The sequence below is a fragment of the Streptococcus infantis genome, assembly GCF_047463175.1.
In the GTDB taxonomy this organism is placed as follows: Bacteria; Bacillota; Bacilli; order Lactobacillales; family Streptococcaceae; genus Streptococcus; species Streptococcus infantis_AC.
Genome location: NZ_JASHEJ010000001.1, coordinates 659,371 through 681,816, shown reverse-complemented (window position 1 = coordinate 681,816; position 22,446 = coordinate 659,371). Strand labels below are relative to the sequence as shown.

18 protein-coding genes are annotated in these 22,446 nt (G+C 40.0%); 15 read left to right on the top strand and 3 right to left on the bottom strand.

What is annotated here, in order from left to right; translation table 11 throughout:
* Nucleotides 1-8 precede the first annotated feature (8 nt).
* From QM859_RS03520 to QM859_RS03495, 6 genes are all read left to right on the top strand, one after another.
* The gene (locus QM859_RS03520; RefSeq protein WP_036759242.1) at nucleotides 9-746 is read left to right on the top strand and encodes a Stp1/IreP family PP2C-type Ser/Thr phosphatase; all 738 of its coding nucleotides are present in this window, start codon (nucleotides 9-11) and stop codon (nucleotides 744-746) included.
* Nucleotides 743-2,635: a Stk1 family PASTA domain-containing Ser/Thr kinase gene (gene pknB, locus QM859_RS03515; RefSeq protein ID WP_414262142.1), complete on the top strand. Its 1,893-nt coding sequence runs from the start codon at nucleotides 743-745 to the stop codon at nucleotides 2,633-2,635. Before QM859_RS03520 ends, pknB begins: the two co-directional genes overlap by 4 nt.
* An 86-nt stretch (nucleotides 2,636-2,721) precedes the next feature.
* The gene (locus QM859_RS03510; RefSeq protein WP_414262141.1) at nucleotides 2,722-3,480 is read left to right on the top strand and encodes a threonine/serine exporter family protein; all 759 of its coding nucleotides are present in this window, start codon (nucleotides 2,722-2,724) and stop codon (nucleotides 3,478-3,480) included.
* A 1-nt stretch (nucleotide 3,481) separates the two neighbouring features.
* Nucleotides 3,482-3,931: a threonine/serine exporter family protein gene (locus QM859_RS03505; RefSeq protein WP_006148936.1), complete on the top strand. Its 450-nt coding sequence runs from the start codon at nucleotides 3,482-3,484 to the stop codon at nucleotides 3,929-3,931.
* Nucleotides 3,932-4,093: 162 nt separating this feature from the next.
* Nucleotides 4,094-5,266 (top strand): hydroxymethylglutaryl-CoA synthase, encoded by a 1,173-nt coding sequence (locus tag QM859_RS03500; RefSeq protein ID WP_414262140.1) that lies wholly within the window; start codon nucleotides 4,094-4,096, stop codon nucleotides 5,264-5,266.
* Entirely contained in the window at nucleotides 5,266-6,540 is a 1,275-nt protein-coding gene (locus QM859_RS03495) for a hydroxymethylglutaryl-CoA reductase, degradative (protein WP_414262139.1), read from the top strand. The genes QM859_RS03500 and QM859_RS03495 overlap by 1 nt, the downstream gene beginning before the upstream one ends.
* A gap of 35 nt (nucleotides 6,541-6,575) precedes the next feature.
* Here QM859_RS03495 and QM859_RS03490 read toward each other — a convergent pair whose 3' ends face one another.
* Entirely contained in the window at nucleotides 6,576-7,541 is a 966-nt protein-coding gene (locus QM859_RS03490) for a LacI family DNA-binding transcriptional regulator (protein WP_036759232.1), read from the bottom strand.
* Nucleotides 7,522-8,976 (bottom strand): sucrose-6-phosphate hydrolase, encoded by a 1,455-nt coding sequence (locus tag QM859_RS03485; protein WP_414262138.1) that lies wholly within the window; start codon nucleotides 8,974-8,976, stop codon nucleotides 7,522-7,524. Before QM859_RS03485 ends, QM859_RS03490 begins: the two co-directional genes overlap by 20 nt.
* 364 nt (nucleotides 8,977-9,340) lie before the next feature.
* On the opposite strand from QM859_RS03485, the gene QM859_RS03480 reads away from it, so the two are divergent.
* Both QM859_RS03480 and scrK read left to right on the top strand, forming a co-directional pair.
* Entirely contained in the window at nucleotides 9,341-11,236 is a 1,896-nt protein-coding gene (locus QM859_RS03480; protein WP_414262137.1) for a sucrose-specific PTS transporter subunit IIBC, read from the top strand.
* Between the two features lie 139 nt (nucleotides 11,237-11,375).
* Nucleotides 11,376-12,263 carry a fructokinase ScrK gene (gene scrK / locus QM859_RS03475; RefSeq protein WP_314943862.1) on the top strand — a complete coding sequence of 296 codons (888 nt, stop codon included), beginning with the start codon at nucleotides 11,376-11,378 and terminating at the stop codon, nucleotides 12,261-12,263.
* Nucleotides 12,264-12,385: 122 nt separating this feature from the next.
* Here scrK and QM859_RS03470 read toward each other — a convergent pair whose 3' ends face one another.
* Nucleotides 12,386-13,636, bottom strand: coding sequence for a cation diffusion facilitator family transporter (locus QM859_RS03470; RefSeq protein WP_414262136.1), 1,251 nt, complete (start codon nucleotides 13,634-13,636; stop codon nucleotides 12,386-12,388).
* Between the two features lie 476 nt (nucleotides 13,637-14,112).
* Between QM859_RS03470 and QM859_RS03465 the strand changes: the two genes are divergently transcribed.
* The 7 genes from QM859_RS03465 to QM859_RS03435 all read left to right on the top strand — a co-directional run bounded on the left by QM859_RS03465 (nucleotide 14,113) and on the right by QM859_RS03435 (nucleotide 22,445).
* A complete protein-coding gene (locus QM859_RS03465) occupies nucleotides 14,113-15,048 on the top strand; it encodes a glycosyltransferase family 2 protein (protein ID WP_414262135.1) in 936 nt (311 codons plus the stop codon).
* Nucleotides 15,035-16,366, top strand: a complete 1,332-nt coding sequence (locus tag QM859_RS03460; protein ID WP_414262134.1) for a DUF3329 domain-containing protein — start codon at nucleotides 15,035-15,037, stop codon at nucleotides 16,364-16,366. The genes QM859_RS03465 and QM859_RS03460 overlap by 14 nt, the downstream gene beginning before the upstream one ends.
* A gap of 220 nt (nucleotides 16,367-16,586) precedes the next feature.
* Nucleotides 16,587-19,271, top strand: a complete 2,685-nt coding sequence (locus QM859_RS03455) for a cation-translocating P-type ATPase (RefSeq protein WP_414262133.1) — start codon at nucleotides 16,587-16,589, stop codon at nucleotides 19,269-19,271.
* Nucleotides 19,272-19,375: 104 nt separating this feature from the next.
* Nucleotides 19,376-19,786 (top strand): peptide deformylase, encoded by a 411-nt coding sequence (locus tag QM859_RS03450; RefSeq protein WP_414262132.1) that lies wholly within the window; start codon nucleotides 19,376-19,378, stop codon nucleotides 19,784-19,786.
* A 119-nt stretch (nucleotides 19,787-19,905) separates the two neighbouring features.
* Nucleotides 19,906-20,070, top strand: coding sequence for a hypothetical protein (locus QM859_RS03445; protein ID WP_006155852.1), 165 nt, complete (start codon nucleotides 19,906-19,908; stop codon nucleotides 20,068-20,070).
* A 79-nt stretch (nucleotides 20,071-20,149) separates the two neighbouring features.
* Complete coding sequence (yaaA, locus tag QM859_RS03440) at nucleotides 20,150-20,872, top strand: peroxide stress protein YaaA (RefSeq protein ID WP_414262131.1); 723 nt, start codon at nucleotides 20,150-20,152, stop codon at nucleotides 20,870-20,872.
* Between the two features lie 286 nt (nucleotides 20,873-21,158).
* Nucleotides 21,159-22,445, top strand: coding sequence for a homoserine dehydrogenase (locus QM859_RS03435; protein ID WP_414262130.1), 1,287 nt, complete (start codon nucleotides 21,159-21,161; stop codon nucleotides 22,443-22,445).
* Nucleotide 22,446: the final 1 nt, after the last annotated feature.

Sequence of the window (22,446 nt, the reverse complement as noted above, 5' to 3'; positions counted from 1 at the left end):
CTGACACAATGGAGATTTCATTATTAACAGATGTGGGTCAGAAACGTACAAATAATCAAGACTATGTCAATCTTTTTGTCAACCGTGCCGGTCGTACGATGATTATCTTGGCTGACGGGATGGGAGGACACCGAGCAGGTAATATTGCCAGTGAGATGGCAGTAACGGATTTAGGTGTTGCCTGGGTAGATACTCAGATCGATACCGTGAATGAAGTTCGTGAATGGTTTGCAGAACACCTAGAAATTGAAAATCAAAAGATTTATCAATTGGGGCGTGATGAAGCATATAAAGGAATGGGTACAACTCTAGAAGCCCTTGCAATCATTGATAACCAAGCCATCTATGCTCATATTGGGGATTCTCGTATCGGCTTAGTTCGTGGAGAAGAGTACCACCAATTAACGAGTGATCATTCATTAGTCAATGAGTTACTCAAGGCAGGTCAATTAACACCTGAAGAAGCTGAAGCGCATCCACAAAAAAATATCATTACCCAGTCTATTGGACAAAAAGATGAGATTCAACCTGATTTAGGGATTGTAAGCTTGGAACCTGGTGACTATATCGTTATGAACAGTGATGGTCTCACGAATATGATTTCAGGAAGTGAAATCTATGACATCGTGACAAGTGATATTTCACTTGAAGACAAGGCGGCAACCTTAGTGCGATTTGCAAACAATGCCGGAGGGCTTGACAACATTACTGTTGCCTTGATTGCGATTGAGGAGGAATCAAAATGATCCAGATCGGCAAGATATTTGCCGGACGATATCGGATTATCAAACAAATTGGCCGTGGTGGGATGGCAGATGTCTACCTGGCCAAAGATTTGATTCTGGATGGGGAAGAGGTAGCGGTGAAGGTTCTGAGGACCAACTACCAAACGGACCCAATCGCTGTTGCACGTTTTCAGCGTGAAGCACGTGCGATGGCGGACCTAGATCATCCTCATATCGTTCGAATTACGGATATCGGTGAAGAAGACGGTCAACAATATCTAGCTATGGAATATGTAGCTGGGCTTGACCTCAAACGTTATATTAAAGAACACTACCCTCTATCAAACGAGGAAGCTGTTCGTATCATGGGTCAAATTCTCTTGGCTATGCGTTTGGCGCATGCAAAGGGGATTATTCACCGTGATTTAAAACCTCAAAATATACTCTTGACTCCTGATGGAACTGCAAAAGTTACTGACTTTGGGATTGCAGTGGCCTTTGCAGAAACCAGTTTGACACAGACCAACTCCATGTTGGGTTCTGTTCACTATCTATCACCTGAGCAGGCGCGTGGTTCTAAGGCGACCATACAGAGTGATATTTATGCAATGGGAATTATCTTTTTCGAAATGTTGACAGGTCATATTCCTTATGATGGAGATAGTGCTGTGACCATTGCACTTCAGCATTTCCAAAAACCACTTCCTTCTGTCATTGCAGAAAACCCATCAGTGCCACAATCCTTGGAAAACGTAGTTATAAAAGCGACAGCTAAAAAGTTGACAGACCGTTACCAAACTGTCTCGGAGATGTATGTTGACTTATTGAGCAGTCTTTCATATAATCGTCGAAATGAACCAAAGCTGGTATTTGAAGATACAAGTAAAGTTGATACAAAAACCTTACCTAAAATTTCACAGTCTACTTTAACAGCAATTCCCAAAGTGCAACCAAAGGAAGAAAGTCCTCAGAGTCAAAAGCCAACTCAAAAGGCAACTAGTAAAGGAACTGTTGCAAAACCAGTCAAGAAACGTCGTTTCAAAGCAAGGTATTTTGTGCTTTTAGCTAGTTTTATACTTGTCTTGGCTTCTCTCTTTTGGATAGTATCAAAAACGCCAGCTACCGTTGAAATTCCAAAAGTAGCAGGTCAAACTGTAGCAGAAGCCAAGGAAAATCTAAAAAAAGCTAATTTTGAAATTGGCGAGGAAAAGACTGAAGCTAGTGATACAGTAGAAAAAGGTCGAGTGATTCGAACGGATCCAGATGCTGGTTCGTCTCGCAAAGAAGGTACTAAAGTTAGTCTTATTATTTCTTCAGGTCAGCAATCGTTTAAGATTGGAAATTATATTGGACGCAAATCTACGGACGTCATTGCAGAGTTAAAAGGGAAAAAAGTTCCTGAAAATCTCATCAAGGTTGTAGAAGAGGAATCAAGTGAAACTGAGGCAGGACTTGTTATGAAACAGAGCCTGTCAGAAGGAACTACTTATGATCTCAGTAAGGCGACCGAGATTACTTTGACAGTAGCCAAGAAGGTAACTAGCGTTCCTATGCCAAGTTATATTGGATCAAGTCTTGAATTTACCAAGAATAACTTGATTCAGATAGTTGGTGTAAAAGAAGCTAATATTGAAGTGGTAGAGGTCTCTACAGCTCCAGAAGGAACTGCTGAGGAAACTGTTGTCAGTCAGAGTCCAAAACCAGGTGAAGGTGTAGATTTGAATACAACTCGTATCAAGATTTCTATCTATAAACCGAAAACAACTACAACAACAAATCCATCACAGGCTAATCCATATCGTGGAGAGACATCACCACATATTAGAGAACCTCAAACTACGACAGCACCGTCATCTCCGTCATCTCCGTCATCGAATAATCAGTCAGAGAACCATAATGGTGAGAACTAATCAATCTTTGTCACAGTTTTTGTGACAAAGATTTTTTTTCCTTAAAATTTATGATAAAATAAAAGGAGTTTAAAAAGGAGGGGAACATGGACGAATCAAAAAAACTGAATGTAATCATTGATGTCATTATGTTAGCAGGAACAATTCTGCTTCGCAATGGATCTGAAATCTATCGTGTCGAAGACACCATGATTCGAATTGCTCATTCACAAGGCATCATGGATTGTAATGTTTTGGCCATGCCTGCAGCTATTTTTTTCTCAATTGAAAATACAAATATCTCTCGAATGAAACGAGTAACCTCCTCTGCTTATAATATTGAGAAGGTGTGTGATGTCAACCAGATTTCACGGCAGCTTGTATCAGGGCAGCTTGATTTGGAGACAGCCTTTATTCAACTTAAGCAATTAAATGCTAAGCCCTCACCATATACCAATGTTCAGCTAACTGCTGCAGCGACCCTTAGTGCTCCCTTCTTCTCTATCATGTTCGGGGGGAATGTCTACGATGCCATTGGTGCAGGAGTGGCAACCATATTTGCTTTCACCTGTTCTCTTTACGTAGAAAAATTTATCCGTATTCCCTTTATGACAGCTTTTGCAGGTGCTCTTGTCTTCGGTTTGATTGCACAATTTTGGGCGCGCTATTCTGGCTTTCCTTCTACAGCTGATTTGGTCATTGCAGGTGCGGTCATGCCTTTTGTACCGGGAATTGCCCTGACCAATGCTGTCCGAGATATTATGACCAATCACATTAACTCTGGTATGAGCAAGATGTTTGAATCCTTGCTGGTTACCCTTGCCTTAGGGGCAGGCACCTCTGTCGCCCTCTTACTCATGAACTAATATGACTCTAACAACATTTTTATTGCAGGCTTTAGCTAGTCTGCTAGCTATTATCACTTTTTTAATCGTTTTAAACGTCCAACGTTCTATGCTCATTCCTGGTGGAGTTTTGGGAATGTCAATCTGGCTGCTCTATCTAATACTCAAGGAGCCAACTAATGTTATTTTGGCGACCTTTATTGCCGCTGTAATTGGTTCTTGTATCAGCCAGATTATGAGTATTCTCTACAAAACACCAGCCGTTGTGTTTGCTTTGGCCATCTTGGCTCCGCTGGTACCAGGTTATCTCTCTTATCGAACGACTTCATTTTTTGTGACAGGCGACTATAGAAACGCCATTGCCAGTGCAATGTTGGTGATGATGTTGGCCCTCGTTATCTCAATTGGAATGGCAAGTGGGACAGTTGTACTGAAGTTGTATCACTATCTCAAAAAAAATCGAGCTAGCTAAGTCTCGGTTTTTTCGTGGGTAGAGTGGTTGAAAGAACATGAGTACGACGATAGAAATGAACTTGATTTGGGGAATCAAGTCTTTTTTCGCTCATTTGACCTCAATTATGATAAAATAGAGGTGAACGAATTTTTACAATGAATGATAAAAATAGAGGTAAATATGAAAATCGGTATTGATAAGATTGGTTTTGCGACCAGTCAATACGTTTTGAAATTACAAGATTTAGCAGAAGCTCGAGGAACTGATCCTGAAAAATTGAGTAAAGGACTCCTTTTAAAAGAATTGAGTATTGCTCCTTTAACAGAGGATATTGTTACCTTGGCTGCCAGTGCAGGAAATTCTATCCTGACTGAAGAAGAGAAGCAAGAGATTGATATGGTTATCGTAGCGACAGAATCTGGAGTCGATCAAAGTAAGGCGGCTGCAGTTTTTGTACACGGTCTACTTGGAATTCAACCTTTTGCTCGTAGTTTTGAAATCAAAGAAGCTTGCTATGGTGCAACTGCGGCCCTTCACTATGCTAAGTTACACGTAGAAAATTCTCCTAAATCAAAAGTTTTGGTACTAGCTAGTGATATTGCAAAATATGGTGTCGAAACTCCTGGGGAACCAACCCAAGGAGCAGGCTGTGTTGCCATGTTGATTAGTCAAAATCCACGTGTTATGGTCTTCAACAACGATAACGTTGCGCAGACTCGTGATATCATGGACTTTTGGCGTCCAAATTATTCAACGACACCATTTGTAAATGGAGTCTACTCAACACAGCAGTATTTGGATAGCTTAAAAACGACTTGGGAAGAGTACCAAAAGCGTTATGATTGCGACTTGAATGATTTTGAAGCTATTTGTTTCCATTTGCCATATCCAAAGCTAGCTCTCAAGGGATTGAAAAAAATCCTCGATAAATCTCTACCTCAAGAGAAAAAGGATTTACTTCAAAAACACTTTGATCAGTCCATTATTTACAGCCAAAAGGTTGGGAATATCTATACAGGTTCACTCTTTTTAGGACTCTTGTCTCTTCTTGAAAATTCTGATAGTCTCAAAGCAGGGGACAAGCTAGCTCTCTATAGCTATGGAAGTGGTGCTGTATCTGAGTTCTTCAGTGTGGAATTGGTTGAAGGCTATGAACAGCAATTGCAGAAAAATCGCTTAGAATTGTTAGACCAGCGTCAAGCATTGAGCGTAGCTGATTATGAACGAATCTTCTTTGAGGAAGCAAACTTGGATGAGTCCGGTTCTGCAACCATGTCAGGCTATGAAGGACAGGACTATGCTCTGGTTGAGATTGTAGAACACCAACGTCGCTACAGCAAGGTTGAAAAATAATGAAAAAAAATTGGAATGGATTTGCTAAAAAATCAATTCAAGAGCGCCTTGAGTTAGTTAAGTCTCAGGCGCTTACTTCTATGGAAGCCCAAGAAAGTCTTGAGCAAAATGAAAATCTTAGTATAGCAGTTGCGGACCAACTGAGTGAAAATGTAGTGGGGACCTTCTCACTTCCATACTCAGTAGTTCCAGAAGTGTTGGTAAATGGTCAAGAGTACACAGTTCCTTATGTAACAGAAGAACCATCTGTCGTTGCTGCGGCTAGTTTTGCTAGTAAGATTATCAAACGTGCGGGTGGTTTTACTGCTCAGATTCATCAACGCCAAATGATTGGTCAGGTAGCTCTTTATCAGGTTCTAGATAGGGATAAAGCATGCCAGGCTATTTTGAGTCAGAAAGCAGGGCTACTCGAACAAGCAAACCAAGCCTATCCATCTATTGTCAAACGTGGTGGTGGAGCCAGAGAGCTAACAGTTGAGAAAATTTCTGGTGAGGCTGACTTTTTAGTGGTTTATCTCCATGTCGATACTCAGGAAGCCATGGGAGCTAATATGCTCAATACCATGCTTGAAGCTTTAAAACCAAGTCTAGAGGCTCTAAGTCAAGGGCAAAGTTTAATGGGAATTCTATCCAACTACGCAACAGATTCTCTAGTAACTGCAACTTGTCGGATTGCCTTTCGTTATTTGAGTCGCCAGAAGGATGAAGCGCGTGAACTAGCAGAAAAAATGGTTTTAGCCAGCCAATTTGCTCAAGCAGATCCTTATCGAGCAGCTACTCACAATAAGGGAATCTTTAATGGAATCGATGCTCTCTTGATTGCTACTGGAAATGATTGGCGGGCCATTGAAGCGGGAGCACATGCCTATGCCAGTCATGATGGTGCTTATCGAGGTCTCAGTCGTTGGACGATGGATTTGGAAACCGAAGAGCTAATAGGAGAGCTGACTATGCCGATGCCAGTTGCTACCAAAGGTGGATCAATTGGTCTTAATCCTCGTGTAGTTCTCAGTCATGAGCTGCTAGGTTATCCATCAGCTAAGGAATTGGCTCAAATTATCGTGTCAATTGGTCTTGCACAAAATTTTGCAGCTCTTAAAGCTCTTGTCAGCACAGGAATTCAGCATGGACACATGAAACTTCAAGCGAAGTCACTGGCCCTCCTTGCAGGAGCCACAGAGGCTGAAGTGCCTAAGTTGGTAGAAAGCTTGATTGCTGAAAAAACTTTTAACTTAGAAAAAGCCCAAACACTCTTGAAAAAATTAAGATTATAAGAAAAACTCAGACTGATTCAGTCCGAGTTTTTTGTTTAAATACTTTTACCTGGTAAGAGACTAACTGGCAAGAAATAACCAGTGGTAGCAACCTCTTTGCCTTCAATTTTTTGTAAGAGCAAATCAACTGTTAGGCGAGCAATCTCTTCCAAGGGTTGTTTAATGGTAGTGAGGTGAGGGTAGAAATTCTCGATAAAATAAGTCCCGTCATAGCCGATCACTTTGAGTTTTTCAGGAACAGAGAGACCAAGCTCCTGAGCAATTTTAATAACCAAAATAGCAGTCAAATCATCAGAGGCGAAAATCGCATCTGGTTTTTGTTTGGTCAAGATATTTTTAATTTCCATTTCCTTACGAAGGGGTGAAAAGTCACTGGAAACATTGATAATAGGAGCCTTTGGCAAGATTGAAGCAAAACCAGCATGACGAAGTCCAGTTGGTGAATTGGAGTTGTCATTACCTGTAATCATAATGATAGACTTGGCTCCGGTTTTAGCCAAGGTCTGAGCAGCTAGGACACCGCCAGCATAGTTATCAGAAGAAACGACAGGTATGTCTGGTGATAGGTTACGGTCAAATGAAATGATTGGAGCGGTTACGCGATTGTAATCCTCAATCCCAAGGTTATGACTTCCCGAAATGATGCCGTCCACCTGATTAGCTTCTAGCATTTCGATGTATTCGCGTTCTTTTTCTGAATCATGCTCACTATTACAGATGATGGTCTTGTAACCTTTTTTGAAGAGTTCGTGTTCCAATTTGTCAATCAATTCAGCATAGAACACATGGCTGATTTTGGGGAAAATCAAACCGATTAACTTGGCTGATTTTCCTTGAAGACTTCGAGCTAAGTTATTGGGTTTATAGCCCAGCTCACGCATAGCATCATTAACCTTTTGAATGGTTTTTTCTGAAAGATACCCCTTTTTGTTGATGACACGTGAAACAGTAGTAGGGCTGACGCCAGCCAATTTTGCGACATCAGTTAGTTTTGCGACCATATTCTAATTCGTAGTAAGTTCCAGTTGGGTTTCCAGATTTAATCACGATTCCATTTTGGTTCTCATGTGGGAAGACACGACCAGAAAATACTTTTTCTCCTTTATTAATAAAAATTTCAAAGACTGAATTATCGATGAAGATATTTACAGTAGCGGCTTGGTTATCAATTGGACATGAGCGAGTAGTTCCAAATTCTTGAGCATATTGCTCACCTGCTTGACTGCGGTCAACGGTTACTTGGCCATTGACAAGATCGAAATTGATAGAGAGCCCCTTGCCGTCTTTATCAGCAAGAAGGATGATTTCACTTTGGCTATTAGCCTCTAAGTTTAGTTCAAGTTCGTAGGTGTTCTTAGTTTCAGAACGATTTGAAAATTCCTCTTTTGAAGCACGGAGGTCCTTGATGGCTGCTACAGGATACTGATAGAGTTTTCCATCTTTAATAGTTAATTCTTTGACCAATGAGAAAGTTCCTTGGTGATCAAAGCGATCAGATGGATAAGAAACATCTGGTAAACCAAGCCAACTTACTGCTAAGGCACGTCCATCAGGAGCATTGAAGGCCTGAGTGGCATAGGCTTCGAAACCATAGTCTAGATTGTGTAGTTCAGACACATCTACCAAACGAGCATTTTCAGGGTCGAAGGAAGCACCAATTTTATACATATTTGGATAGATATTGTCATAGTCAAGAACTTTTTTATCCAAACCTTGTGGACAGTAGAGAAGGACAGGTTGTTCTCCGACAAAGACAAGATTTGGGCACTCCATCATATAGGCAGTACGGTCATTGTTGAAGTCCAAATCACCAACTTCTTGCCAGTTTGTATAATCGTTATCGACTGCTTTGTAGAGACGGACAAATCCTTTTTTCTCCAAGTCCTGACCGCCGACGATAGCATAGTATTGTCCTTTAAAGTTAAAAATTTGTGGATCACGGAAGTGGTCAGTAGCATCAGCTGGTTGATCAATTAAGATTTTATCAATCTTTTCGATTTTTCCATCCTTATCCATTAAGGCACCGATTTGATAAGGGTGACGTACCCAGTTTTCATCACGGACATTTCCTGTATAAAATAGGAACAAGTTATCGCCAAACTGCATGGCAGAACCAGAGTAGGCACCGTGGCTATCCAGAGGAGTATCAGGTAATATTTTTACACCTGTTTCAGTAAAGTGAACCAAGTCGTCGCTTTCAAGCTGAACCCAAGATTTCAAACCGTGGGCTGCACCAAAGGGGAAATTTTGGTAAAAGACAACCCACTTGCCATCAAAGTAAGAAAAACCGTTCGGGTCGTTGAGAAGACCTTGCTTGGGTTCGATGTGATAGCTTGTATGCCATGGTGACTGCGACATATTTTCTTTGATTTGTTTTATTTCTTCTTGTGTCCAATCTTCATAGCGTCTATAACGACGCTCGGTAGTCCATTCCATTTATATTCCCTCCATAAATTCTACTATCTTTATAGTAAACGTTTCCTTATAAAAAAGCAAGTCTTTTATATCGAATTTAAGAAAAAAATGCCAAACGATTGACAGATAATTAGAAACCTATTTTTATGAAAATCAATGAAAATATGAAAGATTTTGAAAAAATACACATAAAAACACGTAGAAACAGGCCTTTTTGAGAGAATTTTATCAAGAAAGTAGCAAAAACTATCAAAAATTTTAACAATCAAAAAACTTTTTCTGCAAAACGCTTGACATATTTTTGAAAGATGATAAAATAATACTCGTAGGGCGAATAAATCGCTTTCAAACAAGAACAAATTTTTTTATAAGGAGATTTTTGCAAATGACCAATACAGAAATTGCAAAAAAAGTCATCGAAGCCTTGGGTGGACGTGAGAACGTCAACAGTGTAGCTCACTGTGCGACTCGCCTCCGTGTGATGGTGAAGGATGAAGCGAAAATCAATAAGGATGCTATCGAGAACTTGGAAAAAGTTCAAGGCGCTTTCTTTAACTCAGGTCAATACCAAATCATCTTTGGTACTGGTACAGTAAACAAGATGTACGATGAAGTCGTAGCTCTTGGGTTGCCAACATCTTCTAAAGAAGATATGAAAGCAGAAGCTGCAAAACAAGGAAATTGGTTCCAACGTGCCATCCGTACTTTCGGTGACGTCTTTGTTCCAATCATTCCAGTTATCGTAGCAACTGGTCTCTTCATGGGTGTTCGTGGTCTCTTGACTGCTCTTGGAATGACACTTCCAGAAGATGTGACAACTTATACTCAGATCTTGACAGACACTGCCTTTATTATCTTGCCAGGTTTGGTTGTTTGGTCAACTTTCCGTGTATTCGGTGGTAACCCAGCTGTTGGTATCGTTCTTGGTATGATGCTCGTTTCTGATTCACTTCCAAATGCCTGGGCTGTTGCGTCTGGTGGTGAAGTAACTGCAATGCAGTTCTTCGGATTTATCCCAGTTGTAGGTTTGCAAGGTTCAGTTCTTCCAGCCTTCATCATCGGGGTTGTCGGAGCTAAGTTTGAAAAAGCAGTTCGTAAGGTTGTTCCAGATGTACTTGACCTCTTGGTAACACCGTTTGTAACACTCCTTGTAATGTCAATCCTTGGATTGTTTGTTATCGGACCAGTCTTTCACGTTGTTGAAAACTACATTCTCATTGGAACAAAAGCTATTCTTAACTTGCCATTCGGACTTGGTGGTTTCTTGATTGGTGGAGTTCACCAATTAATCGTCGTATCAGGTGTTCACCACATCTTCAACTTGCTTGAAGTTCAATTGCTTGCTGCTGACCACGCTAACCCATTCAACGCTATCATTACTGCAGCTATGACTGCTCAAGGTGCTGCAACTGTTGCCGTTGGTGTGAAAACTAAAAATCCTAAACTTAAAACTCTTGCTTTCCCAGCTGCTCTTTCTGCCTTCCTAGGTATTACTGAGCCTGCTATCTTCGGGGTTAACTTGCGTTTCCGTAAGCCTTTCTTCCTTTCATTGATTGCTGGTGCAGTCGGTGGTGGACTTGCTTCAATCCTTGGACTTGCTGGTACTGGTAATGGTATCACAGTCATCCCTGGTACAATGCTTTACATTGGGAATGGACAACTTCTACAATACCTTCTTATGGTAGCTGTATCCTTTGCACTTGGTTTTGCTCTTACTTACATGTTTGGTTACGAAGATGAAGTAGAAGAGGTTGCAGGAGCAATTTCTGAAGCTGAAACTGACCGTTTAACAGAAGAAGCAGTAACTGGTAATCTTGTTTCACTTAGCGAAGGTGTCATCCAAACACCAATCGTTGGTGACGTTGTTGCTCTTTCAAATGTGAATGACCCAGTATTCTCAAGTGGAGCTATGGGACAAGGTATCGCCGTGAAACCTAGCCAAGATGTTGTTTATGCACCAGCTGATGCTGAAGTAACAATCGTCTTCCCAACTGGCCATGCTTATGGATTGAGAACAGCTAACGGTGCTGAAATCTTAATTCACGTTGGTATCGACACTGTTTCAATGAACGGTGAAGGCTTCAACCATAAAGTTGCCCAAGGTGACAAGGTTAAAGCTGGAGATGTTCTTGGAACATTTGACTCAGCTAAGATTGCTGCTGCAGGTCTTGATAACACAACTATGGTTATCGTAACAAACACTGCAGACTTTGCTTCAGTAAATCCAGTTGCTTCTGGATCAGTTGCTAAGGGGGATGCAATCATCGAAGTTAAAGCTTAATAAATCAAAAAACGAACAAATGTGATGTTTGTTCGTTTTTGCTTGAATGATTAAATTTACAGAGAAAAAACTAAAATATAGAGTAATTTTCCTTATGGGAATATGCTATAATAGAGAAAACAATTACAAGAGGTTTATCATGACAAAACTATACGGAAGTTTGGAAGCAGGCGGTACAAAATTTGTCTGTGCTGTCGGAGATGAAAACTATAACGTTGTAGAAAAGGTACAATTTCCTACAACAACACCAATTGAAACAATCGATAAAACCATCGAATTCTTCTCAAAATTCGACAATCTTGCAGGACTTGCCATTGGTTCATTTGGTCCAATCGATATCGATAAAAACTCAAAAACTTACGGATTTATCACAACAACTCCAAAACCTAACTGGGCAAATGTAGACTTGCTTGGTGCTCTTCGTCGCGCTCTAAACGTGCCTATGTATTTCACGACAGACGTAAACAGTTCTGCATACGGTGAAGTAGTTGCTCGTAATAATGCCGGCGGTCGTATCGAAAACTTGGTTTATTACACTATCGGTACAGGTATCGGTGCAGGCGTTATCCAACGTGGCGAGTTTATTGGCGGTGTTGGTCACCCTGAGATGGGTCATTATTATGTGGCTAGACACCCAATGGATATTGAAAAAGAATTTAAAGGTGTTTGTCCTTTCCATAATGGATGTTTGGAAGGTTATGCAGCTGGTCCAAGTTTGGAAGCTCGTACAGGTGTTCGTGGGGAAAACATTGAACTCAACAACTCTGTCTGGGATGTTCAAGCCTACTACATTGCTCAAGCTGCAGTGAATGCGACTGTAACTTTCCGTCCAGATGTCATCGTCTTTGGTGGTGGGGTTATGGCTCAACAACATATGCTTGACCGTGTACGTGAGAAATTCACATCCTTGCTCAACGGATACCTACCAGTCCCAGATGTACGTGACTATATCGTGACTCCAGCTGTTGCTGGTAATGGTTCAGCTACACTAGGAAACTTCGTTCTTGCTAAGAGCATTGCAAAATAAGAATAAAAAATTAGAGGCTGGGACAAAAAGTCCTAGCCTCTTTTTGATGTTGGATTGTCGAGCAAGACGCAGTGGTTGAGTGGGCTCTACTACGCTGATTTCATCTACTTTTACAGCCCTACTCAACTGTGCGGAGGTGGGACGACGAAATCGAATTCTAACGAATTACCGATTTCTGTCCCACTCTCTTTTTCTATTTTCGTTTCCTGATGGAAAATATTTTGCCAAGTTTCGTGACGGCGCCAGATGCTGGTATGAATGGTATCACCGACTTGGTAGCGGATGAGCTTTGTTTTCTGGCTGATAGAGGTTAAATGAAGCTCCTTGATAGCAGAGGTTAATTCTTTTTCAGCCGTATAGGCATCCTTGTCCAGTTCTTGTCCGTCCTGGCGAATATAAATGAAGTCTTCTGCAAGTAATTCCTCCAGTTGATTTCCTTGGTCAATTAGTTGCTCTCTCATGAGCAATTTTTTATAGACATTATCTAGAATTTCATCCTCAGGGATTGGTGCTGGTTCGATATGAATGTCTGTATCAAAGACACCAAAGCGTTCTGATAACATGGATTCGACCTGGTCCGCAATTTCGTGACTTTCAAAAACAGACAGATCTGGGTTCATCTCAAGTGTGATGTCCAGATAAATGTTGCTTCCGTAAGTACGACCGCGTTGAGATTTGACCTTGCTAATCTTAGGAATTTCCATGATAGCCTTTTGGTAATCTTCTAGCAAGTGTTCATCAAAACCATCAGAAAGGCTGAAGGATGACTCGATGAAAATATCATAAGCTGTTTTAAGAATAAAGAAGGTAATGATAATAGCGACCAACTTATCCACGATTGGATAGTTGAAGCTACTAGCCAGGATAGCAATAGAAGTTCCAAGAGATGTCACGGCATCTGATAAATTATCCTTAGCTGCTGCCTTGAGGGCCTTTGATTTAGCTTGCTTACTCAGATGGGTATTGTAGAGATAAACGGCGAACATGATGATAGCAGAGATGACTCCCAGAGTCGCCCCAAGTGGATCAATGACTGTTTGCTCTCGGCTGAGTATTTTTTGGATGGTGTCACGTAGAACATCAAAGCCAACGTAAAACATGATGATGGAAGTGATGAGACTTGCCAAATCCTCTATTTTCCAGTGGCCGAAGCGATGATCTCTATCTGCCGGTTGGCGAGCCAAACGAATCCCGATGAGAAGGGCCACGTTTCCAACGATATCTGAAACGTTGTTAAAACCATCTGCCACCAAACTGGATGAATGGAGGAGGTGTCCGGTCGCTAGCTTAGCTGCAGACAAGAATAGATAGGTCAAAATACTGATAATGGCACCACGCTCAGCCAATTTTAAGTTTGAAACCGATTGATTCATCTAACTCCCCTTCTAGCATTTTAGTATTCTTTCATTATACTGGTTTTCCAAGGAAAATTCAAATGGATGGAGATGATAGAATAAAATATAAAATACTTTTTTTAAAAAAGAAAACGTGTTAAAATATTATTCGTACCATTATACTTTTTTATATAAAAATATTATCAGATAACTTTAATTTTCATTCTAGCACCTAATTCACTTGCAGAGATAAGTTGACTATACTATATAGTATAGTTGAAATAGGTAGATTTAAACACAATCGGATTAATACTAATACTGATGCTAGCTATCTTAAAACAAGATTTAAGACCAAACTTATAATGTTTGTTGTTCATTGATCATTTTAACATGCATCTATTCACCCGTTGAAAACTATTTTAGATATTCTTATGCTTATATGATGAGTATTCCTTTATTGCCTTTAATTTATGTTAAAGAAGAAAAAAACTGAAAACTAGAAAGACTTTAGAATAATGACAATTTCTATAATAATTCCTTGCTTTAACGAAGAAGAATCTATCCCGATTTTTTTCAGAGAAGTTGAAAAAATTGCTTTACAGATTCATGAAGATATAGAATATATTTTTGTTGATGATGGTTCAAAAGATGGAACTCTATCTATTTTAAGAAAGTTGAGTAGTGAACATAACCGAGTCAATTATGTGTCTTTCTCACGTAATTTTGGTAAAGAGGCTGCTCTCTATGCTGGATTGAAGCAAGCAAAGGGAGACTATGTTGCAGTCATGGATGCGGATCTTCAGGATCCACCAGAGTTATTAGTCCAAATGAAATCTATACTAGATGAAGATGAAGATATTGACTGTGTAGGAAGCTACCGTGTTAATCGTAAGGGAGAACCATTTATCCGTTCGATTTTTGCAAAATTATTTTACCGTATCATTAATAAAATTAGTCAGTTAAATATTGTTGATGGTGCACGTGATTTTCGCTTGATGCGTCGTCAAATGGTAGATGCAATATTGGAGCTATCTGAATATAATCGCTTTTCAAAAGGTATCTTTGCTTGGGTTGGCTTTAAAACTAAATATTTAGAATATAATAATGTTGAACGGGTGGCAGGAAATACTTCGTGGAGTTTTTGGTCTCTATTTAAATACTCACTTGAAGGAATAATTAACTTTTCAGATGCTCCGCTTAATATCTCATTTTTCATGGGAGGATTGGTGTGTTTAGTGTCCTTTATCTTAATGTTCTTAATTGTGGTTAGAACTTTGATAATGGGAAATCCTACTTCAGGGTGGACTTCAATTATGACAGTTATCCTTTTCTTAGGTGGCCTACAATTGCTCTCAATTGGTATTATGGGTAAATATATTGGAAAAATATTTCTAGAAACCAAAAAAAGGCCTATATATTTGGTAAAGGAGAAAAATCGTGAAAGTTTGTAGAAAGCCTTTAGTTAGTTATTTATTAATGTGTAGCTTCATTTTTATTTTGATTTATATTCTAAATCATTTTACACTATATACTTCAGATGATTTTCGTTATAGATATATTTATAAGAGTTATCTACCTACTGGAAATGAAGAAACAATCAAAAATATTTTTGATTTAGTTACATCTCAAGTAAATCATTGGACAATATGGAATGGTCGCTTCACAGGGCATAGCATTGTTCAAATTTTTATGCAATTTGATAAAGTATATTTTAATATTTTTAATTCAATTGTTTTTGTACTACTTATAGTATTAATAGAGAAGTTAAGTTCTAATTTAATTAAGGTAAATTCTAAAAATAGTCGTGTCTTTTTCCTGATTTTATCATTTTTTATGCTTTGGTGGTTTTTACCAGAAATTGGAAAAACGGTCTTATGGATATCAGGTTCAGGAAATTATCTATGGACAGCAGTCATAGATTTATTGTGGTTCTATCTATTTACCAAGAAAGATCTTCGTATAAATCTTTTACCTTTTACTGTATTGCTAGCCTTCTTGATGGGGGCAGGGAATGAAAATACTTCTCCAGCATTTATTCTCTGGGGCATACTATATTTGACATTTCATATATGGAAAGATAATTTTCCAAAGTGGAAAATTATTGAAATTGTTAGTGCTACAGTAGGTTTCTTTTTAATGATTTCTTCGCCTGGTTCTCGTCATAGAGCAGGTGAGATTGCAATTTTTGATAATCTTAAAGGAAAGATATTTGAATTAGTCCAATTATCTTTTGGAAAATACGAAGTCTTATATTTAATGATTGCAATATTAGTCGGTTATTTATTGGTCAGCAAACTGATAAAAAAAGAACAATTTATCGAAGTATGTTTTGTAATGCTAGCTCATTTTGCTTGTATATATAGTCTCATTGCTAGTAATGAGAAACCAGATAGAGTTTTCTTTGGAGCAAGTATTCTTATTTGTTTAGCAGTTATTCAGTTATTAAAATTAACACTTGACAATATAAAATCATTAGAAAAACTTCTAGTTGTTTATGTAATAGTAGTAGCCATTAAATTTGGTGTTTCCTACAATAATGTTGTGCAAGATAATTATGAAACGTATATTCAAGTTCAACAGCAGTATACAGAGCTAAGAAATGCTCAAAAAACAGGTCGAGACAAAGTTGTATTAAAATTTTTTAAGCAGCCTAAATATTTATATAATGCCTATCTTGGGACGGAAAATTTACGTCCAAATAGTGATGCTTGGTTTAATCAATGGATGGCAGTCTTTTTTGGTGTTCAAAGTGTAGAAGGAAAAAATTAGTTGCCTAGAATTATATTAAATTGATTAGATGTTCTTTCAGTTATTGAATAAAGTAAAAAAAATTGATATAATAGAACTACTCAAGGGAGTAGCTGGCGGTTAACCGCGATAGTGTCGTCATTACGAATTATTTCCGGCACTATATTAAACAGCGAGACTTGTTTTTTTAAAAAACAGGTCTCTTTTTTTGTAAAAAGAGGCCAAAAAGGAGGAGACTGTTTTGTCGAAAGAACAAAATAAAGACTTGTTTTACACACAGACCTCAGAAGAAGTCCTAAAGAACTTGGACTCATCTATCGAAGGTTTGTCAACTGCTCAAGCTCAAGAACGCTTAGCGACTTATGGTCGAAATGAGTTGGAAGAGGGCGAGAAACGTAGTCTACTAGCTAAATTCCTTGATCAATTTAAGGATTTGATGATTATCATCTTGCTTGCGGCAGCGGCACTTTCTGTGATTACAGAAGGAATGGACGGTCTAACGGATGCCATTATCATCTTGGCCGTTGTTGTCTTGAATGCTGCTTTTGGGGTTTACCAAGAAGGGCAAGCAGAAGCAGCCATTGAAGCTCTGAAAAATATGTCTAGCCCGATGGCTCGTGTTCGTCGTGATGATCATGTTATTGAGATTGACTCAAAAGAATTGGTCCCTGGGGATATCGTCTTGCTTGAAGCGGGAGATGTCGTTCCTGCAGATATGCGTTTGTTTGAAGCAGCTTCTCTTAAAATAGAAGAAGCAGCTCTTACAGGGGAGTCTGTGCCAGTTGAAAAAGATGTGACAGGACTTGTTGAAGCAGATGCTGGTATCGGGGATCGTGTTAACATGGGTTACCAAAACTCAAACGTAACATACGGTCGTGGTATTGGTGTCGTGACCAACACTGGTATGTACACAGAAGTTGGTAAGATTGCGGATATGTTGGCCAACGCAGACGAAACAGAAACACCGTTGAAGCAAAGCTTGGAACAATTATCTAAGGCCTTGACTTACTTAATCATTGTGATTGCAGTGATTACCTTCTTGGTTGGTGTCTTTGTTCGTGGCGAACATCCATTAGAAGGCTTGATGGTGGCGGTTGCCCTTGCGGTTGCAGCTATTCCAGAAGGGCTTCCTGCTATTGTAACCATCGTTCTATCTTTGGGAACTACAACCCTTGCCAAACGGAATTCTATCGTCCGTAAATTGCCAGCGGTTGAAACGCTTGGTTCAACAGAAATCATTGCATCTGATAAAACAGGTACTTTGACGATGAACCAAATGACTGTTGAAAAGGTTTATACCAACGGTCAATTGCAAAGCTCGGCATCTGAAATTGCGGCTAGCAACAATACCCTCCGTGTCATGAACTTTGCCAACGATACCAAGGTGGACCCATCTGGCAAATTGATCGGTGACCCTACTGAAACTGCTCTTGTACAGTTTGGTTTGGACCACAACTTTGATGTCCGTGAAGTCTTGAAGGATGAGCCACGTGTGGCTGAATTGCCTTTTGACTCAGACCGTAAACTCATGTCTACCATTCATAAGGAATCTGACGGTTCTTACTTTATCGCTGTCAAGGGTGCACCTGACCAATTGCTCAAGCGTGTGACTCGTATCGAAGTCAATGGGGAAGTTCGTCCAATCACAGAAGAGGATAAAAATGCCATCCTTGCAACCAACAAAGACTTGGCTAAACAAGCCCTTCGTGTCTTGATGATGGCTTACAAGACAAGTCATGAAATTCCAACCTTGGAATCTGAAATTGTTGAATCTGACCTCATCTTCTCTGGTTTGGTCGGCATGATTGACCCTGAGCGTCCAGAAGCTGCAGAAGCTGTACGTGTCGCTAAAGAAGCAGGTATCCGTCCGATTATGATCACTGGTGACCACCAAGATACAGCGGAAGCTATTGCCAAACGTCTTGGAATCATTGATCCAAATGATACAGAAGACCATGTCTTCACTGGTGCTGAATTGAATGAACTCACTGATGAAGAATTCCAAAAAGTCTTCAAGCAATACTCTGTATACGCACGTGTATCACCTGAGCACAAGGTTCGCATCGTTAAAGCTTGGCAAAATGAAGGTAAGGTTGTCGCTATGACGGGTGATGGGGTCAACGATGCGCCTTCACTTAAGACAGCTGACATCGGTATCGGTATGGGGATTACAGGTACAGAAGTTTCTAAAGGAGCATCTGATATGGTCCTTGCTGATGATAACTTTGCAACCATTATCGTAGCGGTAGAAGAAGGACGTAAGGTCTTCTCAAATATCCAAAAATCCATCCAATACCTCTTGTCTGCTAATATGGCTGAAGTTTTCACCATCTTCTTTGCAACATTGTTAGGTTGGGATGTGCTTCAACCAGTGCATCTTCTCTGGATTAACCTGGTAACAGATACGCTACCAGCCATCGCCCTTGGTGTGGAACCAGCTGAGCCAGGCGTCATGACTCACAAACCTCGTGGGCGTAAGTCTAACTTCTTTGATGGTGGTGTCTTCGGAGCAATCATTTATCAAGGGATCTTCCAAACCATGCTAGTTTTGGGTGTTTATGGTTGGGCTCTTCTCTTCCCAGAGCACCAAGGTCATACTGAAATCCATGCGGATGCCCTTACCATGGCTTTTGCAACTCTCGGTCTGATCCAATTGCTCCATGCCTTTAACGTTAAGTCAGTTTACCAATCAATCTTTAAAGTGGGACTCTTTACGAACAAGACCTTTAACTGGTCTATCCCAGTTGCCTTCGTCCTCTTTGTGGTGACAATTTTGGTTCCTGGATTTAATAATCTCTTCCACGTTTCAAACTTGAGCTTGACTCAATGGATGGTGGTCGCTGTAGGAGCACTTATGATTGTAGTCCTTGTTGAAATTGTCAAAGCAGTTCAACGAGCACTTGGAAAAGATAAAAACGCTATTTAAACATTGAAAAGTCATCTTTGGATGGCTTTTTTGCTTTTATATATGGTAAACAGAGATAGATTTTATGCTATAATCAAGTTGAGAAAAAGATGGAGGAATAGTAGTTGGAAGAGAAAATTGTCAAAGATATCTTGTTTTTGTCGCAGGTATCCCAGCCTGCTAGTCAGGAAGATTTACCCCTAGTAAAGGATTTGCAGGATACCCTACAGGCTAACCGAGAAAGCTGTGTTGGACTAGCGGCCAATATGATTGGGGTACAAAAACGCGTCATTATTTTTAATATCGGAATGATTCCCATGGTTATGTTTAATCCAGTTCTCCAATCTTTTGAAGGATCATACGAGACAGAGGAAGGTTGTTTGTCTTTGACAGGTGTAAGACCGACAACTAGGTATGAGAAGATTACAGTAAGCTACAGAGATATCCATTGGCAAGAGCAGACCATTACCCTGACGGGTTTTCCGGCTCAGATTTGTCAACACGAATTGGATCATTTGGAAGGGATTATCATATAGGCTTTGTATCCTAGAACAGGGTACATCCTTCAAGCTTAAGGAAACAAACTCGTTTTTCTTGCACTCTTGTTTGAAATTTGTGATAATGAAAGAAAGAATAATAAATGGAGGACAGTCAAATGGGATTTTATCTGATGATTGGTTCGATGTTGCTTGGTCTTTTTGCTTTGAAGATAGGATTTTCTCATCTAAAGGAGAAAAAGTTTAATCTGTCATCTATCTTGGCAAGCTGCCTTGGGACAGCACTAGTTCTCTTTGCAATCTGGTTAGGATTGCCAAAATAAGGAAAGAAGCCTCGGTATTCACCGAGGTTTTTAGGTGCAAATCCTTGGTAGTCCTAAAAAAATATGCTACACTAACACTATGAAAATTCTAATCCCAACTGCAAAAGAAATGAATATCGAAATCCCTAGTTTAGAGGCTAAACCTTTGTGTCCTGAAAGTCAGGCAGTGTTGAATGAATTGGCCAGATATTCTGCCCAAGAGCTGGAGAACTTTTACAAAATATCTGCTGAAAAAGCGCAAGAGGAGTATGACCATATCCAGGACTTGAAAAATGGAACTGCGATAAACTATCCAGCCTTGCACCTCTTTGATGGACTCATGTATCGCAACATCAAACGGGACGATCTCACCAAGGAGGAGCAAATCTATCTAGAGAAACACCTCATGATAACGTCAGCTCTCTATGGTGTGATTCCAGCCTTTGAACCGATTGCGCCTCACAGACTGGACTTTTTGATGAAGCTTAAAGTTGCTGGGAAAAGCCTGAAAAGTCACTGGCAGTCAGCCTATGAGGAGTCAATGAAAGACCAGGAGTTAATCTTTTCTCTCTTGTCATCAGAGTTTGAAACTGTCTTTCCTAAAAAAATCCGTGAGAAAATGCTGACCTTCAAGTTTATGGAAGAGCGAGATGGTAAACTTAAAATCCACTCAACTATTTCTAAAAAAGCTAGAGGGACTTTCTTAACAGCCTTGATGGAAAATCAGGTAACCTCAGTTGAAGAGATTAAAAAGCTCAGCTTTGCGGGTTTCAATTATAGAGAAGACTTGTCTAGTGATAAGGAATTGGCTTTTGTGAAATAGATTGAAAATAGAGAGAGTGGGACAGAAATCGGTAATTCGTTAGAATTCGATTTCGTCGTCCCACCTCCGCACAGTTGAGTAGGGCTGTAAAAGCTGATGAAATCAGCGTAGTGGAGCCCACTCAACCACTGCGTCTTGCTCGACAATCCATAGACAAATGAGAGGCTAGGACTTTTGTCCCAGCCCTTTTTTGTGATTTGGTGCTCCTATTTTTAGTTTAGAATGGTAGGAATTTTCTCACAATTTTGGTATAATAGGACTATTAGAAAATTTCGAGGAGACAAACATGTCAGTTAAGATTGCTTTACTTGGATTTGGTACAGTAGCCAGTGGTGTGCCATTCTTGCTAAAGGAAAATAAAGAAAAAATTGTTCAAGCAGCCCAGTCAGAAATTGAAGTAGCTAAAGTTTTGGTCAAAGACGATCAAGAGAAAGCCCGCTTGCTTGAAGCAGGAAATGATTTTAATTTTGTAACAAATATCGATGAAATCTTGTCAGACAAAGACATTACTATTGTTGTTGAGTTGATGGGACGTATTGAACCTGCTAAAACCTTTATCACTCGTGCTTTAGAAGCAGGGAAACACGTCGTGACAGCTAACAAGGATCTTTTAGCAGTCCATGGTGCAGAATTACTTGAGGTAGCCAAAGCTCACAATGTTGCCCTATACTATGAAGCAGCTGTTGCAGGAGGAATCCCAATCCTTCGTACCTTGGTCAACTCATTAGCATCAGACAAAATCACACGTGTTCTTGGTGTTGTCAACGGAACATCTAACTTCATGATGACCAAAATGGTAACAGAAGGCTGGTCTTATGAAGATGCTTTGGCAGAAGCTCAACGACTTGGCTTTGCTGAAAGCGACCCTACCAATGACGTTGACGGGATTGATGCGGCCTACAAGATGGTCATCCTTAGTCAGTTCGCCTTTGGGATGAATGTCAAGTTTGAAGATGTGGGTCACCAAGGAATTCGCAACATCACTCCAGAAGATGTAGCAGTAGCTCAAGAGCTTGGTTATGTTGTGAAATTAGTTGGTTCTATCGAAGAAACAGCTTCTGGGATTGCTGCTGAGGTTACGCCAACCTTCCTTCCTAAGACTCACCCGCTTGCAAGTGTTAATGGCGTTATGAATGCGGTATTTGTGGAGTCTATCGGTATCGGCGAGTCTATGTACTATGGACCAGGTGCTGGTCAAAAACCAACTGCAACAAGTGTTGTGGCTGATATTGCCCGCATCGTTCGTCGTCTGAATGATGGAACAATTGGAAAAGCCTTTAATGAATACATCCGTCCAGTAGTCTTGGCTAAGCCAGAAGATGTCAAAGCTAATTACTATTTCTCAATCTTGGCTCCAGATTCAAAAGGTCAAGTCTTGAAATTGGCTGAACTCTTTAATGCGGAAGATATCTCCTTCAAGCAAATCCTTCAAGATGGTAAGCAAGAAGGCAAGGCTCGTGTTGTCATCATCACTCATAAGATCAACAAGGCGCAACTTGAAAATATTACAGACTCTTTGAAGGCGGTAGCCGAGTTTGAACTTCTCAACACCTTCAAGGTTTTAGGAGACTAAG

Excerpts from the sequence above, each read along its gene's own strand:
- QM859_RS03520 (WP_036759242.1), top strand. The coding sequence starts at position 9 with ATGGAGATTTCATTATTAACAGATGTGGGTCAGAAACGTACAAATAAT.
- pknB (WP_414262142.1), top strand. The coding sequence starts at position 743 with ATGATCCAGATCGGCAAGATATTTGCCGGACGATATCGGATTATCAAA.
- QM859_RS03510 (WP_414262141.1), top strand. The coding sequence starts at position 2,722 with ATGGACGAATCAAAAAAACTGAATGTAATCATTGATGTCATTATGTTA.
- QM859_RS03505 (WP_006148936.1), top strand. The coding sequence starts at position 3,482 with ATGACTCTAACAACATTTTTATTGCAGGCTTTAGCTAGTCTGCTAGCT.
- QM859_RS03500 (WP_414262140.1), top strand. The coding sequence starts at position 4,094 with ATGAAAATCGGTATTGATAAGATTGGTTTTGCGACCAGTCAATACGTT.
- QM859_RS03495 (WP_414262139.1), top strand. The coding sequence starts at position 5,266 with ATGAAAAAAAATTGGAATGGATTTGCTAAAAAATCAATTCAAGAGCGC.
- QM859_RS03490 (WP_036759232.1), bottom strand. The coding sequence starts at position 7,541 with ATGGTCGCAAAACTAACTGATGTCGCAAAATTGGCTGGCGTCAGCCCT.
- QM859_RS03485 (WP_414262138.1), bottom strand. The coding sequence starts at position 8,976 with ATGGAATGGACTACCGAGCGTCGTTATAGACGCTATGAAGATTGGACA.
- QM859_RS03480 (WP_414262137.1), top strand. The coding sequence starts at position 9,341 with ATGACCAATACAGAAATTGCAAAAAAAGTCATCGAAGCCTTGGGTGGA.
- scrK (WP_314943862.1), top strand. The coding sequence starts at position 11,376 with ATGACAAAACTATACGGAAGTTTGGAAGCAGGCGGTACAAAATTTGTC.
- QM859_RS03470 (WP_414262136.1), bottom strand. The coding sequence starts at position 13,636 with ATGAATCAATCGGTTTCAAACTTAAAATTGGCTGAGCGTGGTGCCATT.
- QM859_RS03465 (WP_414262135.1), top strand. The coding sequence starts at position 14,113 with ATGACAATTTCTATAATAATTCCTTGCTTTAACGAAGAAGAATCTATC.
- QM859_RS03445 (WP_006155852.1), top strand. The coding sequence starts at position 19,906 with ATGGGATTTTATCTGATGATTGGTTCGATGTTGCTTGGTCTTTTTGCT.
- yaaA (WP_414262131.1), top strand. The coding sequence starts at position 20,150 with ATGAAAATTCTAATCCCAACTGCAAAAGAAATGAATATCGAAATCCCT.
- QM859_RS03435 (WP_414262130.1), top strand. The coding sequence starts at position 21,159 with ATGTCAGTTAAGATTGCTTTACTTGGATTTGGTACAGTAGCCAGTGGT.